Genomic DNA, 14,599 nt, shown 5'->3' with positions numbered 1-14,599 from the left:
AAATGTAAATTGTTTCAGTACTCCATCAAATTTACAATCAGCATATACTATTTTAACTTATACATGTTAAGGGGTGCTGACTATGACAAGTCTACGAGAAAAGATGTTTACAAGATTGCATCTTGCAAACCGTACTGAAGTGAAGTTTGAAGAATTAAATACAATTCTCTTTGCATTTGCACACACTATACCATTTGAGAATTTAGATGTTATAGCACGTAATGCGAATACAATTACTACGGAAAATTTACAGAATAAAATTTTAACTATATCCCGCGGAGGACTTTGTTATGAATTAAATACTCTTTTTTACTACTTTTTACAAGATTGTGGTTATGATGTACAGCTTGCACTTGGTACTGTATATAAAAATGATATAAACGCATGGGCACTTGAGGATGGGCATATAACAATTATTTTAAATCATGATAACGTACGATACTTAATTGATGTAGGTATTGCTTCTTTAGTACCTTTAATCCCTGTACCTTTTACTGGAGATTCTGTTTCCTCTAAAAACGGTACGTATCGAGTGAAAAAACGAGACACGAGTAAAGGAAATTACGTTCTAGAAAGAAAAGATACGAACGGAGAGTGGAAAGTTTGCCATGCTTTTTATAATCGTATCATTGATGAGGCAGTAGTGAATGATGTTCAAAGAAGAGTAATAGAAGATGAGAAATCTATTTTCAATAAGGGCTCAATCGCAGTCAAATTAACGGACTCTGGCCATGTCTCTTTAACAAATACTAGTTTAACTGAAATCATTCATGGTGAAAAAGTGAAACGTGAAATTACAGAAAATCTATATAGAGAGCTTTTATTTACTTTATTTGCTATTGAGTTGTGATGTAACGAATAACTAGCCGGTTCTTATGCAGAATCGGCTACTTTATTTTAAAACTACTATTAAAGTTTGATTTTCTTAATAGATATAATACACTAGAACAGTATGAACAATGAATTTTGAATGTAAAGGAAGATTTTTATGTCAATTATTGATAAATTGAAACTTAATAAGTATACAAATATGGTCGTAATTAATGAACCTAGTGATTATGACATTTTTACAGGGGAAGAAACTGCATTTTCCATAGGTCACGATGCCATTTTTGTTTTTGTAGAAACACTTAATGAAATGGTGAAACAAACGAATTATATTGTTAGTAATGATGAATTACTAATTGAAAAAGGCTATATATTCTTCGCGTATCCGAAAAAAGGTAATTCTCGATATAGTACGTTTATTCACCGTGATGAAATGTTTCCAGCATTAAATGTTGGCGAAGATGGGTATGTAGGACAAAGTGATATTAAGTTTACACGAATGGTAAGTATGGACGATGTCTTTACTGTTGTAGGTTTAAAGCGTGAAAAGAAAAAAGAGAAGAAAACGCCTGCTATGAGTCAATGTGTTGCCGATTATGCAGATCGTATTAAAGATGTTGAAGCACTATTGGCTAATCACCCAAATGAACTTACGTTTTATCAAAGTTTAACACCGGGATATCAAAAAGATTGGGCACGTAATTTATTTTCTGTAAAACAAGAAAAAACACGCGATAAACGTCTTGAGAAAATGATTGAAATCCTTTCACAAGGCTATAAAACAATTGAACTATTCCGTAAGAAGAAAAAATAACGATTAGGAAAGTCACAATGACGCAACAATTAATTACACTTAGCACATTGAAAAAAGAATTCCTTTCAGTATACTAAAGTATGTTCTTATATTTAAATAATTAGCAAAAGAGAAAAGGTGTTTGAAATGAAATCGTATATTGTAGTTGGAGCTGGAATTTTAGGGGCGTCTACTGCTTATCATCTTGCTAAAGCAGGTGCGAACGTTACTATCGTGGATCGCCAACAATTAGGTCAAGCAACTGATGCAGCAGCTGGTATTGTATGTCCATGGCTTTCACAGCGTCGTAATAAAGCATGGTATAAAATCGCTAAAGGTGGTGCGCGTTACTATTCTTCTTTAATTCAGCAATTAGAAGAAGACGGTGAAACGGATACAGGTTACAAACGTGTAGGTGCAATTAGTTTACATACGGATGAGAAAAAGTTAGATAAAATGGAAGAACGCGCTTATAAACGACGTGAAGATGCACCAGAGATTGGAGAAATTACACGTTTATCAGCTGAAGAAACGAAAAAATTATTCCCTGCATTATCAGAAGAATACAGTTCTGTTCATATTAGTGGTGCTGCACGAGTAAATGGAAGATCATTACGTAACGCATTAATAAGTGCTGCGAAAAAACATGGTGCAACTTTTATTAAAGGTGATGCAGTATTAGTCCGTGAAGGTAATCATATTACTGGAGTAAAAGTAAATGACGAAACAATGGTAGCAGAAAAGGTAATTGTAACTGCAGGCGCATGGGCGAATGAAATATTAAATCCATTAGGGATCAATTTCTTAGTTACATTCCAAAAAGGACAAATTGTTCATCTGCAAACGGAAAATACAGCAACAGAAAATATGCCAGTTGTTATGCCACCAAACGATCAATACATTTTAACGTTTGACAATGGTCATGTCGTAATTGGTGCTACCCATGAAAATGAAACTGGCTTCGATCATCGTGTAACAGCAGGTGGTTTACATGAAGTATTCCAAAAAGCATTAACAGTTGCACCTGGTTTAGAAGATGGTACTATGCTTGAAACGAGAGTTGGCTTTAGACCATTTACACCAGGATTCTTACCTGTTATTGGGCCACTACCTAACTTTGAAGGTATACTCGTTGCGAACGGATTAGGAGCTTCAGGTTTAACTGCCGGCCCATATTTAGGATCTGAATTAGCTAAACTAGCACTTGGCCAAACAATTGAATTAAATTTAAACGATTATGACGTTGCGGGTGCAATTGAATAATAAAAAAAGATTAGGATTCGCTCCTAATCTTTTTTGTTTGGAGTAGCACGACATACCCATCAAGCTAATATTTTTAATTACTCCCATTAAAAATATGCATCGTTGACTACAGATAAGATGGTTATGTTAATTGAAGACAATTGATTTAAATCGCGAAATTTATATAAAAAAGATAAAATGGAAGAGTGTTTGAAATATTTAGATGAAAAAGTGGGCGAGATATGATGAGTATAATTGGGGTACAGCCGAGATACGTGTAAAAATAGGTCATAGACTTATATTTATTTCCATGTATAAAATCAGCTTTTTCTTAATTGTTAGGGGGCACCATACATTGCAATCAAGTTAAGGAGACGAATTTCCCTCAAAATGAAAAAACGTTTGCAATAAGATTTATAATGAAATTAAGTTCTTGATATATCCCGTCAAGGACATATTATGAAACAGTGCTTAAATAAAGGAGTTGTATAAAATGAATGAAAAAGATACAGAAATAAAACGCTCTTCAAAAGCAGAAAACATTCTATCTCAGATCAATAGTAAAACAAAGCTAGGCGACTTACGAAAAATCGCGAAGGACATTAAAAAAGATCACGAACTAGCTATGGAACTTTGGTCAACCGAAGAGTTTTTGCCCAGGCTATTAGCAATCTTAATTATGGACAAAAAACTTCTTTCACAAGATGTGCTAAATAAGCTTGATAAGGGGATGCAGACTCACACTTTTGATGAGCGAAATAACTTAATGGATTGGTTAATGGCTAATCAGCTCACCAAAGACAAGAAGAAAATTGCATTGATGGAGTCATGGGAAAATAGTCCTTCTGCTCTTCAAAGGCGAGCTTTTTGGTATTATCAAGGGCGATTGAGATGGACTGGACAAACACCGCCTGATAACACCGCAGACTTGCTATCTGCATTAGAAGCTAATATTACGCAGGAAGAACCGGAAGTTCAATGGGCTATGAACTTCACCGCAGGCTGGATAGGTGTTTATGATGAAAAGAATCGTGCACGTTGTATTAAACTTGGTGAGAAAACAGGTCTTTACAAAGATGTAATAGTAGCAAAAGGGTGTACTCCCAACTATTTGCCGGAGTTCATTACGATTGAAGTTAACAAACGACATAATGATTAAGTTACCTTTGAATAATTTATTAAGGTTTAATGCAAAAAAATAAAGGAATTTAATACCTCAATAATTGTATTATTTCTATAATACTATGCATCTCAATAATGTATAGTATTATAGAAATAAGTAATATAAAAAGAGATTGTATGACACATATTAATCATTAAGAAAGGAACGATCACAATCACGAAAGTATCGTATAGTGGTTTAAAATATGGGAAAAGTGATGAGGAGATAAAATTATTGGTGGATATACAAAATGATTGGTTTGAGGTAACGCATACCAAGGAAGTGTCTCAAGTAATGAATACATCAACAAGTAAATATATTATAGTAAATCGAAATACCTTGAAATGTGAGTTTGTTTCATAATATAAAGAAACTGTGAAACAACTAAATTTTAAACAACGGACTAATTGGGGGGATGAAAATAAAAAAAATTTATAGTTAGTTATTTAGTATGTCTCATATTTTTTCTATACTTACACCTAATTGGGAAATAGAAAAATTAAAACCCTTGCTGCATATGAAGTGTAGCAAGGGTTTTGAAGTTGTTTAATTCTTGTTTCACTTACGGCTTGGTTTGCTAATACTGTAATTGTTTTAATAACCTTTTGTTTAATTCCCATAATGCTGTTTTGTTACTATCCCACTTTAAAAGCGTTACTGCTTCCTCAAAGCATAACCATTTATAATTGGAGTGTTCTTTGGATAATGAAATATTTTTTGTAGGAACTTTAACTCCAAAAGAAAATTCTTTTATTACATAAACATCATCTCCCCAAAGAAATTCTCCAACTACATCTTCTACTGGTAGTGAAGACACAGAATCTAATTTTATATAAGGGAATTCTCTTAAAATACCAGCCTCTTCAAACGCTTCCCGTTTTGCTGATTCAGAAGGAGTCTCACCATCTTCTCCGCCACCAGCTATTCCTTGCCAATAACCATAATCACTTCGATTAAAAATAGCATATTGAATAGAATCATCAGTTATTATATAAGGAAATATTAATACTTGATATGGCGCTCTCATTGCATAACCTCTTCCCGGAAATAAGCTTTAAATAAATTTGAGTCAGTTATTCTCTATCCTATTGATTTAGTAGATGAAGAGCCGACATCACTATTCTCCATTAATAATGTAGGTTTATGATGCCGGCTCTTCATTAAAAAAACTGTTTTTTCTTGTCAAAATTTACTTTGCGTGTTTTTTCTCCGAAATGCTGGCGATACGTCTATTTATATTTAATTACTATATGAAGTGGGGGTTCTTTTGAATAAAACCACCACTGATAAAATAAAGATTACAGCCTTCAAACTTCCCCAATATGGATAAACAGTATGATCTGTTAAACTAGCATATTGAAAGATATTCTCTAAACCGAAAATCCCTATCATGACCGCTAAAAGGAATGTAACTGATCCATAAATTCCATTACGATAGAGGGTAAAAAAGTATATTGCACATATAAGTGGTACGACGATTTGTAGTAAGATTGCCATGGATTGTCCCCCTAATTTATATTTTATAGTTATATCATATCAAAATATGTAATAAAAAGGAATGTAAGTTAATTGATGCTAATTAGAAAACAAACTTGTACAAACAGAGACATCACGCTTTCAAGTCTATAGTTTTGATACTAATTGAACTACTTTAATCATATTCTTCTATTAAAAAGAATAAAAAGGGGTGTACAGTTAATTGACAAAAGTCAAAGTTCGTTTACGGCCCATCGTTCATAACATAAATTTACCAACTGTAATAAAAACAGCAATACTTCCAGGTGAATCAGCTGAAAGACTATTTATCGCAACCCAATTAGGCGAGGTTTTTTACATAGGTGACGGAGCTATAAAGACATTTTTAAATATTCGTCACCGAATTATTAAACTAGGCACATTTGAAGAAGGTGTTTCTAGTAGCGGGTATGATGAACGGGGCCTGCTCGGACTAGCGTTCCATCCACAATTTAATGATAACGGCTTATTTTATCTTCATTATTCAGTAGCCGGGACCCAAGGACCAGGTGCACTTTCAGAACAATTTAAACCGAATCCGTGTGACCCAAAAACTCTAAACTTAAAGTGGACAAATAGAGATACTCAATATGATCATATTGATACGATTGAAGAATGGATTTTACAATCAAATGGTAAACCTCAAAAAAGAAGAACTTTACTTAATATAAGAAGGCCATTTTTTAATCATAACGGCGTAAATAGTTTAAACTTTTCACCTGAGACTGGAAAACTTGTTTTTACAAATGGAGATGGTGGTTCTGGCTATGATCCTTTTAATTTAAGCCAAGATGATTTAGAAATTGCGGGTAAAATAATTGAAATCGATATAAGTCGAGATACATCCATAACCAATCCTTCAGTAGTTACACGCTTTAATGAACTTCCTTTATCTCTACAAGAAACACTTACAGTAATTGCAAAAGGCGTTCGGAATATAACAGGTATTTCATTCCAAAGGCTTTATAATCAATATATCAAATATGCCGGGAATGTCGGACAGGATATAGTAGAGTCTATTTTTTCATTTGTTCAATACAAACCAATACCAGTTACTGAACTTGTTCAAACCCATTTAATAAGAGATATTCCTGAACAATATAGATTGATAAATTTTGGGTGGAGGGGATGGGAAGGAGAATTACCTACTTCTTTTATAAGGCACTGTTCTGAAAATGCTACTTTAGATGAGAGAATTATGGCTTATTATAATGAAACAATAGAAACATCCGCAAAGCGTATTCAGCCACTAATCAGTTATTTTCATAAAGATTCCAGACCAGATAAATTTGAAGGAACTTCACTTACTGGAGTTCAGCCGTATATGGGAACTGCCATTCCTAGTTTGACGGGTAGCATTGTGTTTACTGATCTGGCTAGAAAAGAAAAATCTCAGTCTTCAGTAAAAGGTGCGTTAGCTTTTTCTAGGGCTGGTACGCATGGTAAACATACTGACTTTCATGTTATTGAAACCCATTATAATTTCGGTGAACAGGCAGCTTATTATATGAGTTTAGGAACAAATTTGGATCAAACTAGATTATATTTAGGAGTTTACGGTTCTATGAAAGTAACTGATTTTAACAAAGGTACTATTTTTGAAATCGTTCCTTAATATAAAATAAACTCTCAGATTTAGAAGAAGGTAACTAATAAGCTATAAGTGTATGAATAAAAATAGAAAGTGATAAATTAAGTATCTTTAGGGGGATTTTGATGAATCACTTTAGAAACTATTGGTATCAACCGATGATTGCGCATGAGATGAATTTTGTTCATAAAAGAAAGATGACGCCCGCAAAGAGGCTAGTCATTACAGCATTACTCGGTTCACTTGCTGCTATTTTGCAATCTGCTGGGAACTTAATCCCTGGTATCGGCTTATTTATTAGTCCTTTTGCGACGCTGCCTATATTTTTCGCTATTTGTTATTCTACTCGCACGGGAATACTTTCTTATATTCTTACTATTCTCCTATTATTTATTATTGAGCCAAGTGAACTAATTGTTTTTCCCTTTACTACAGGTTTATTAGGTATTGCGTTAGGTGTATCCTTTATACAATTTAAGAGGAGGATTTGGATTGTTGCCTTTTCGGCGATATGTTTACTTATAGGAATTATGGTCGTTCTTGATATTTTTCGATTTCCTGTATTAGGTCCTACTGTTCATACGACTTTGGATATAAAAATTATTCTATCGATATTTATAATGAGCTTTCTATACTGTTGGATTTATGCAGGCTTTTGTAGAATAATGTTGAATAGAGTATATAAAGTATGGACTTAACAATTTCTCATATATTTTCAAAGATTGGAGATCTAAGTCGTGTATAACGTTAAAATAAGAAGGCCAAATTCGGATGATGTAGATGAATTAAATTTGTTTTTTCGTCTTGTTATTACTCATACATTTAAAAATGAGGGGTTATCACAATTATTGGATGACATAGAAAATGAAATACATACGAAAAAACAGTATTTGAAAAATGATTTGGAGAGTAACGGAGAAAGTCGTTATTTTTTATTAGCAATTGATACAAGTAACGATAAAATCATTGGAACAATTGAAATCGGCCCAGCAAGTACATTGATTCATAGTTGTACAGGTGGTGTTCTTAAAGATTTATATGAAATAGGAACAGTATTTGTACTACCTGAATATCAACAAAATGGCATAGGTAATTTATTACTAAACGCAATGTATATTACGTTACTTAGCAGAGGGATAACAGAATACTGTTTAGATAGTGGATATAAAAAAGCGCAAAGTATATGGGCGAAGAAGTTTGGAGAACCTAGTTATGTACTGAAGGATTATTGGGGAGAATCAAGTGATCATATGATTTGGAAAAAGAGTTTACATGATACTCCTATAATATTTGAATTATAAAATGAAATATGCCTCTGAACGTAGCTTTTCTTACATATGTATGCTATTATTTATCTTTATAATAAAAGAGGACGTGAATGAACTTGATTAAAATTAATATTCCTGAAGCTGATGTTTCAATTACTGAACGTAAACAAGTTATTAAAGGAGACGAGCCAATAATCACTCCAATTAATGGTTTTATTGATTTCCACTTGTTCCCTAGAGATAAAGGCGGCATTTTTATGTTTTATAATATTAATGACGAACTTCTTTTCGTAGGTAAAGCTCGTAAAATTAGACAACGTATTAAGAAGCATTTTGAAGACAATGTTTCACCAATTAAAAATCACCGTGATGAAGTGTACCGCATTGATGCATGTATCGTAGAAGATCCAACAGAAAGAGAAATTTACGAAACATATATCATTAATGAATACAAAGCAAAATATAACGTTGATAAAGTATTCTATAAATAAGTAATAAAAAAACAATCCTAGCACATATACTGGGATTGTTTTTTTATTTAAACTTAGTCTTCATACTTTTCTCCTTTTTTTAAATGATTAGCAACAATAAAACAGCATACACCTATACATATAAGTACAATTCCAATTGATTTATGTTTTCCCTCAAAGAAAGGAATATCAGAAATAACATTTGTCATACATAACCCTATAAATACAAGGATAGGTCCTGCCCACAGTAATACATTGCCGAATTTCGTATGTTGCCACATAGTAACCCTCCTTACCTCTTTTTACATATATATCCATAAAATAAAAGTAAATTCATAGAGAAATATAGTTTTTTTCATATCGAAAATTTAACCTTCATATATTGGTACAAGCAAACGAGAAAGGGGACTATCATGAATTGGTTAGAAGCTTTTATTTTAGGGATCATACAAGGTTTAACAGAGTTTTTACCGATAAGTAGTACAGGTCATCTTTATTTAGGAAGACATTTGTTTCAATTAGATGAAGCAGGATTGTTTTTAGATACGATGCTGCATATTGGGACTTTATTTGCGGTGTTTATTTATTACAAAAAAGAATTTATATATTTAATTAAAAATCCATTTTCAAAACTCATGCTACTACTTATTGTCGGGACGATACCTGCAGTCGTAATCGGATTGTTATTTAAAGACTTCTTTGAGGATATTTCAAAAACAGGTATTACGATTGGTTGGGAGTTTTTAGTGACAGGATTCTTTCTATATATGGCGGATAAACAAAAGAATGGTCGTAAAAAAATGGATGACATTACATATAAAGATGCATTTATCATCGGTTCCTTTCAAGCGGCTGCTATTTTTCCGGCAATTTCTCGTTCTGGTATGACAATCGTCGCAGCATTATGGAGGAAATTAGACCGCGAAACTGCTGCTTACTTTTCTTTCTTATTATCAACGCCAGCGATTGTCGGAGCTATCATTTTGCAATTTGCAGATGTTTTTCAAGGGAAAGCAGAATCTATTTCTAGTACATCTTTAATTGTCGGAACGTTATCAGCAGCATTTTTCGGTTACATAGCTGTTTCATGGATGATTCAATACTTAAAACGTCACTCTTTAAAAGTATTCGCGTATTACGTATGGGGATTAGGTATTTTAATTATAACGTTGCAATATACTCATGTGTTTTAATTATAATGGTAAAGAAGTTAATTAGTTTAAGATCCTGTTTCATTCATAAAAGACAGGATCTCTTTTTATTAAGGAGGAAAATATGTTTAATAAAGCTATTGTTATTGGCGGAAGTATCGCAGGAAAGCTCGCAGCAAAAGCATTATCAACTTCTTTTAAAGAAGTAATCATTATAGAAGCAGGTGAAAGATGGGATGGAAAGTCCTCGAGAAAAAGAGTCCCACAAAGTAATCATCCTCATGTGTTATTAAAAGGTGGAGAAAAAGCCATTGAGGAATTGTTTCCTAATATTACGAATGAATTAATAGAAGCAGGTAGTGTCGTAAATAACTTTACTCGTGATTTAAAATGGCATCAATTTGGTTTATGGAAACAACCATTCACAGGAGAAGTACATATGATTCAACAAAGTAGATTTTTGCTTGAATGGCATATTCAAAAACGAATAGATCAGGTTTCTAATATTACTATTAAATATGAGACATGGATTGAAGGGTTATTAATAGATGGAAAACGTAACAAAGTATGTGGAGTAAAAGCGAAATGTTTAGAGACTGGTACACAAGAAAAAATTCAAGCAGATATAGTTGTTGATGCAAGTGGATTCGGTTCAAAAAGTATAGCATGGTTACGTGAATATAATATCGAAGTGCAAGAAGAGAAAGCGCGTATTGATTTATTTTACACAACTAGAATGTTTAAACTTAAAGAAAATGAGAAATTAGACTACTGTAATACGCTAATGTCTCCAAGTTTCCCTGACAATCCGTATGGCGTTCTTATTCAAACGATTGAGGATAATCGTTATTTTGTTACTTTCAGTGGATATGCAAATGAAAAAGCACCACAAACAGATGAAGAATTTTATAATTTTGCTGAAAACCTATCAATCTCTAATGTTACTGATTTTCTAAATAAAGCTGAAGCCATTTCACATACCAAAACGTACAAAATTCCATATCAAGTACGTAGGCGATTTGATTTAGTGGATAATCTACCCGAAAGATTGTTAGTAGTTGGGGATGCACATTGTCGTTTCGATCCTGTTTTCGGTCAAGGTGTTTCAGTTGCTGCTATGGAAGCTCACCAATTACAGTTACTTTTACAAAAGAAACAAAAGCTTGATAAAGCATTTACACAGCAATTTTATAAAGAGACTGCTCATATCATACAAACTCCATGGGAGATGACTACAACGGAGATATCGCGTCATCCCCAGTTAAAAAGAGAATTAACGATAAAGCAAAAATTTCAGCTATGGTATACGAAACAAATATATCAACTATCTGCAACTGACTCTGACGTTTATATTCGATTAGTAAGAGTGATGAATTTAATTCGTAGTCCATTGCACCTATTTCATCCGAAAGTGCTACTTGCTGTATTACTGAAGCGAAAGAAATAGAAGGAAATTAATTGATTGAAAAAGAATATATAACAGTTAGTAGATATAGAAGGAGTAATCGAGATGAAAATATACATAGAACAATTAAAGAAACACGATGCTAATGATTTATTTACGTTTGAACTTACAAATAAATCTTTTTTTGAAACAATGGTACCAAATCGTGGCTCGCAATATTTTGAATTTGAATATTTCCAAAAACTACTAGATAATTTATTAATAGAACAGGCTGATGGAGATTCTTACTTTTATTTAATTCGTAATGAAGAAAAAGAAATTGTAGGACGAATAAATTTAGTAGATATAGATACAGAATCCCGAAGTAGTTCACTAGGCTATCGAGTCGGAGAAAAGTTTACTAAAAGAGGCGTTGCAACAGCAGCTGTAAAATTAGTTTTAGACGTAGCGAAAAATAATGAAATCACTGAAGTACACGCTAAAACAACTACTAATAATTTCGCATCACAAGTTGTACTAGAAAAAAGCGGATTTTCTTCTTATCAAAACGAAGCAGATACAAATTCTGTAGAATTAAACGGGGAACATGTGAAGTTTGTACATTATATATGGAGAAATACTTCGCACTTATAATAAGGGGGACTTATACATGAATGATTTACGTTATCCAATTGGCCAATTTACATACAAACGTCCTATAACTGAAGAAATGATTGATACATGGATTCAAGAAATTGAAGATTTACCTAATGAACTAGCAAAGGCAATTAAAGATTTAGATCAGAAGCAGTTAGATACACCGTATCGCGTTGGTGGATGGACAGTTCGTCAAGTAGTTCATCACGTTGTTGATAGTCATATGAATAGCTACATACGCTTTAAATTAGCATTAACAGAAAAGAATCCAACAATTAAACCGTATAAAGAAGAGAAGTGGGCGGAACTACCTGATTCCAAATTACCAGTAGATGTTTCATTAGTAATGTTAGATTCATTACATAAAAGATGGGTTAACCTTTTATATTCTCTAGAACTTGAAGATTTAGAAAAGACATTTAACCATCCAGATACAGGTGAAACAAAACTCGCTGCTGCAATTGGGTTATATGCATGGCACGGACGTCATCATACAGCTCATATCACTTCATTAAGAAAAAGATTAAATTGGTAACATGGAGATTATTTTAGAGAAGGCGATAGAAAATGATGCAGCAGCTATATTTCAAATGCAAATAGACTCGTTTAACTCTTTATTAAATAAATATAAAGACTACGCAACAAACCCAGCAAATGAATCTATTGAAAAAACGATTATAAGGATAAATAATCCCAGTAATAACTATTATAAGATGATAATAGATTCTAACCTTGTTGGAGCGATATGCATATCCAAAAAAGAAATACCTAATAAATTTTGGATCAGTCCAATGTTTATTCATCCAATCTATCAAGGGAAAGGAATCGCTCAGAGGGTACTTATTTTAATTGAAGAGATGTTTCCAGAAGCACGAAGCTTTGAACTTGCTACGATTTTAGAAGAAGAAAGAAATTGTTTTCTATACGAAAAGATGGGGTATAAAAGAACAGAAGTAATAAAGAAATTAAATGATAAAACAACACTTGTTTATTACAAAAAAGAAAGGTAAAGCATTTGAAATACGCTTTACCTTTTTCTGTTATTTTAGATTAAATATACAAAATTGATGAATATTCTTCCAAAATACTCGGGTTAGTAATTTCAGAAATGAATAAACATACGAAAAGACGTTATTTTGTCGTATATGTTACTAACGCTTTTTGAATGCTTAAAACACTATCGTCACCTTTAAATTCTTTCGTAATTGGCGTACTCAAACTAGATACCCAAATTTTAAGCTCAGCATCTAAATCAAAATGCCCAGCTGTTTCAATGCTAAATTGTGTAATGCTTTTATAAGGAATAGAATGGTACTCTGTTTTTTTACCTGATATCCCTTGTTTATCTACTAAAATAAGACGACGATTTGTAAATACGATTAAATCACGAATTAATTTATAAGCATGTTCAACTTTCTCGTCATCTAACATAATCTTCTCTAAATCACGTTCTACACTTTCTGTACTCGCATTTGATGCATTTCCTAAAATACCGCTAAATAAACCCATATGAAATTCCTCCTCCATTATTTATGGATAGTGTTACTTATATTGTACCATGATATTTACTAAGAGATTATGACATTGCTTTAGTAGTTTCTGGTTATATATAACCTCATCTTAAAATCTTGTGCTAACATATAAGTAAGAAAAAAGAAGCAGAGGGATATAGCATGAAAAATATCGGTTTAGTGTTAGAGGGCGGAGGAATGAAAGGATTATATACTGCGGGCGTACTCGAATATTTTATGGAAAAGAACTTATACTTTCCTTATGTAGTCGGTGTATCGGCCGGAGCATGTATGGGAGCAACTTATTTATCACGTCAAAAAGGAAGAAATAAAAAAGTAAATACAGAGCTCGTATCAGATCACCGTTATATATCTTATCGAAATTTCATTCAAAAACGTGAATTATTCGGAATGGATTTTCTATTTGATGAAGTACCGAATAAAATTGTACCATTTGATTTTCAAACTTTTTTACACTCAAATGAACAGTTTGTAATAGGGACGACGGATTGTGATTCAGGAAAAGCAGTTTATTACAATAAAATAGAACACGGTAATGACATATTAAAAATCATTCGTGCATCAAGCTCGGTCCCATTTATAGCGCCTGCTGTAGAATATGATAATCGAAAATTGCTAGATGGAGGGATTATTGATCCTATACCAGTTTTAAAAGTGCAAACTGATGGTTATGAAAAGAACGTCGTTATTATGACAAAGCCAGAAGGATATGAGAAACAGCGAAATAAGTTTTCTGGACTAGCTAAAATTTTATATAGAAAATATCCGAATATCGCACAATCTTTAGTAGAACATTATCGTTTTTATAATGAGACGATATCTTATATGGCGCAAATAGGACAAAAAGATTATTTTTATGTTATTCAGCCTAGCGTGCAGCTTCCTATAAGTGGAATAGAAAGAAATAAAGAAAAGCTCGTCAATCTATATAACCTTGGCTATACAGATGCTCAATATCATTATGAAAAATTATTAAGTTGGATAGAGAAATAAAGGGGGTGGAAAG

General features: G+C 32.7%; 19 protein-coding genes. 15 read left to right on the top strand and 4 right to left on the bottom strand.

Features of this window, described 5'->3' with window-relative positions:
• Nucleotides 1–82: 82 nt before the first annotated feature.
• The 5 genes from ACUXEY_RS12070 (at nucleotide 83) to ACUXEY_RS12050 (ending at nucleotide 4,388) form a co-directional block, all read left to right on the top strand.
• Complete coding sequence (locus ACUXEY_RS12070; protein WP_461300787.1) at nucleotides 83–850, top strand: arylamine N-acetyltransferase family protein; 768 nt, start codon at nucleotides 83–85, stop codon at nucleotides 848–850.
• Nucleotides 851–988: 138 nt separating this feature from the next.
• On the top strand, nucleotides 989–1,642 hold the full coding sequence (locus tag ACUXEY_RS12065; RefSeq protein WP_461300786.1) for a YdeI/OmpD-associated family protein: 654 nt from the start codon (nucleotides 989–991) through the stop codon (nucleotides 1,640–1,642).
• Nucleotides 1,643–1,768: 126 nt separating this feature from the next.
• Nucleotides 1,769–2,884, top strand: coding sequence for an NAD(P)/FAD-dependent oxidoreductase (locus tag ACUXEY_RS12060; protein ID WP_461300785.1), 1,116 nt, complete (start codon nucleotides 1,769–1,771; stop codon nucleotides 2,882–2,884).
• Between the two features lie 472 nt (nucleotides 2,885–3,356).
• Nucleotides 3,357–4,022: a DNA alkylation repair protein gene (locus tag ACUXEY_RS12055; protein WP_429603448.1), complete on the top strand. Its 666-nt coding sequence runs from the start codon at nucleotides 3,357–3,359 to the stop codon at nucleotides 4,020–4,022.
• 177 nt (nucleotides 4,023–4,199) lie between these two features.
• Nucleotides 4,200–4,388, top strand: a complete 189-nt coding sequence (locus ACUXEY_RS12050) for a hypothetical protein (protein WP_461300837.1) — start codon at nucleotides 4,200–4,202, stop codon at nucleotides 4,386–4,388.
• 214 nt (nucleotides 4,389–4,602) lie between these two features.
• Here ACUXEY_RS12050 and ACUXEY_RS12045 read toward each other — a convergent pair whose 3' ends face one another.
• Together ACUXEY_RS12045 and ACUXEY_RS12040 are read right to left on the bottom strand one after the other, a co-directional pair.
• A complete protein-coding gene (locus tag ACUXEY_RS12045) occupies nucleotides 4,603–5,052 on the bottom strand; it encodes an NUDIX hydrolase (RefSeq protein ID WP_461300784.1) in 450 nt (149 codons plus the stop codon).
• Between the two features lie 212 nt (nucleotides 5,053–5,264).
• A complete protein-coding gene (locus ACUXEY_RS12040) occupies nucleotides 5,265–5,522 on the bottom strand; it encodes a hypothetical protein (protein WP_461300783.1) in 258 nt (85 codons plus the stop codon).
• Nucleotides 5,523–5,724: 202 nt separating this feature from the next.
• Between ACUXEY_RS12040 and ACUXEY_RS12035 the strand changes: the two genes are divergently transcribed.
• The 4 genes from ACUXEY_RS12035 (at nucleotide 5,725) to ACUXEY_RS12020 (ending at nucleotide 8,890) form a co-directional block, all read left to right on the top strand.
• Complete coding sequence (locus ACUXEY_RS12035) at nucleotides 5,725–7,155, top strand: PQQ-dependent sugar dehydrogenase (RefSeq protein ID WP_461300782.1); 1,431 nt, start codon at nucleotides 5,725–5,727, stop codon at nucleotides 7,153–7,155.
• Between the two features lie 101 nt (nucleotides 7,156–7,256).
• On the top strand, nucleotides 7,257–7,829 hold the full coding sequence (locus tag ACUXEY_RS12030) for a YybS family protein (RefSeq protein ID WP_429603443.1): 573 nt from the start codon (nucleotides 7,257–7,259) through the stop codon (nucleotides 7,827–7,829).
• 39 nt (nucleotides 7,830–7,868) lie between these two features.
• The gene (locus ACUXEY_RS12025; RefSeq protein WP_429603442.1) at nucleotides 7,869–8,432 is read left to right on the top strand and encodes a GNAT family N-acetyltransferase; all 564 of its coding nucleotides are present in this window, start codon (nucleotides 7,869–7,871) and stop codon (nucleotides 8,430–8,432) included.
• A gap of 77 nt (nucleotides 8,433–8,509) precedes the next feature.
• A complete protein-coding gene (locus tag ACUXEY_RS12020) occupies nucleotides 8,510–8,890 on the top strand; it encodes a nucleotide excision repair endonuclease (RefSeq protein WP_001048941.1) in 381 nt (126 codons plus the stop codon).
• A gap of 53 nt (nucleotides 8,891–8,943) precedes the next feature.
• Here ACUXEY_RS12020 and ACUXEY_RS12015 read toward each other — a convergent pair whose 3' ends face one another.
• Nucleotides 8,944–9,150 carry a hypothetical protein gene (locus ACUXEY_RS12015; RefSeq protein ID WP_000267713.1) on the bottom strand — a complete coding sequence of 69 codons (207 nt, stop codon included), beginning with the start codon at nucleotides 9,148–9,150 and terminating at the stop codon, nucleotides 8,944–8,946.
• Between the two features lie 132 nt (nucleotides 9,151–9,282).
• Here ACUXEY_RS12015 and ACUXEY_RS12010 point away from each other — a divergent pair, with 132 nt between their 5' ends.
• From ACUXEY_RS12010 to ACUXEY_RS11990, 5 genes are all read left to right on the top strand, one after another.
• Complete coding sequence (locus ACUXEY_RS12010) at nucleotides 9,283–10,062, top strand: undecaprenyl-diphosphate phosphatase (RefSeq protein WP_461300781.1); 780 nt, start codon at nucleotides 9,283–9,285, stop codon at nucleotides 10,060–10,062.
• Between the two features lie 82 nt (nucleotides 10,063–10,144).
• A complete protein-coding gene (locus ACUXEY_RS12005) occupies nucleotides 10,145–11,467 on the top strand; it encodes an FAD-dependent oxidoreductase (protein WP_461300780.1) in 1,323 nt (440 codons plus the stop codon).
• A 63-nt stretch (nucleotides 11,468–11,530) separates the two neighbouring features.
• A complete protein-coding gene (locus tag ACUXEY_RS12000) occupies nucleotides 11,531–12,058 on the top strand; it encodes a GNAT family N-acetyltransferase (RefSeq protein ID WP_461300779.1) in 528 nt (175 codons plus the stop codon).
• 16 nt (nucleotides 12,059–12,074) lie between these two features.
• Nucleotides 12,075–12,596 (top strand): YfiT family bacillithiol transferase, encoded by a 522-nt coding sequence (locus tag ACUXEY_RS11995; RefSeq protein WP_461300778.1) that lies wholly within the window; start codon nucleotides 12,075–12,077, stop codon nucleotides 12,594–12,596.
• A 1-nt stretch (nucleotide 12,597) separates the two neighbouring features.
• Nucleotides 12,598–13,071 carry a GNAT family N-acetyltransferase gene (locus ACUXEY_RS11990; RefSeq protein WP_461300777.1) on the top strand — a complete coding sequence of 158 codons (474 nt, stop codon included), beginning with the start codon at nucleotides 12,598–12,600 and terminating at the stop codon, nucleotides 13,069–13,071.
• 121 nt (nucleotides 13,072–13,192) lie between these two features.
• On the opposite strand, the gene ACUXEY_RS11985 is transcribed toward ACUXEY_RS11990, so the two are convergent.
• The gene (locus ACUXEY_RS11985; protein WP_000522465.1) at nucleotides 13,193–13,570 is read right to left on the bottom strand and encodes a PH domain-containing protein; all 378 of its coding nucleotides are present in this window, start codon (nucleotides 13,568–13,570) and stop codon (nucleotides 13,193–13,195) included.
• Between the two features lie 164 nt (nucleotides 13,571–13,734).
• Here ACUXEY_RS11985 and ACUXEY_RS11980 point away from each other — a divergent pair, with 164 nt between their 5' ends.
• Nucleotides 13,735–14,586, top strand: coding sequence for a patatin-like phospholipase family protein (locus tag ACUXEY_RS11980; protein ID WP_461300776.1), 852 nt, complete (start codon nucleotides 13,735–13,737; stop codon nucleotides 14,584–14,586).
• Nucleotides 14,587–14,599: the final 13 nt, after the last annotated feature.

The organism is Bacillus sp. F9_6S_D1_P_5, assembly GCF_054823925.1.
The sequence above is the reverse complement of the archived record's forward strand: the minus strand, read 5'-3'. Positions and strand labels throughout refer to the sequence as shown.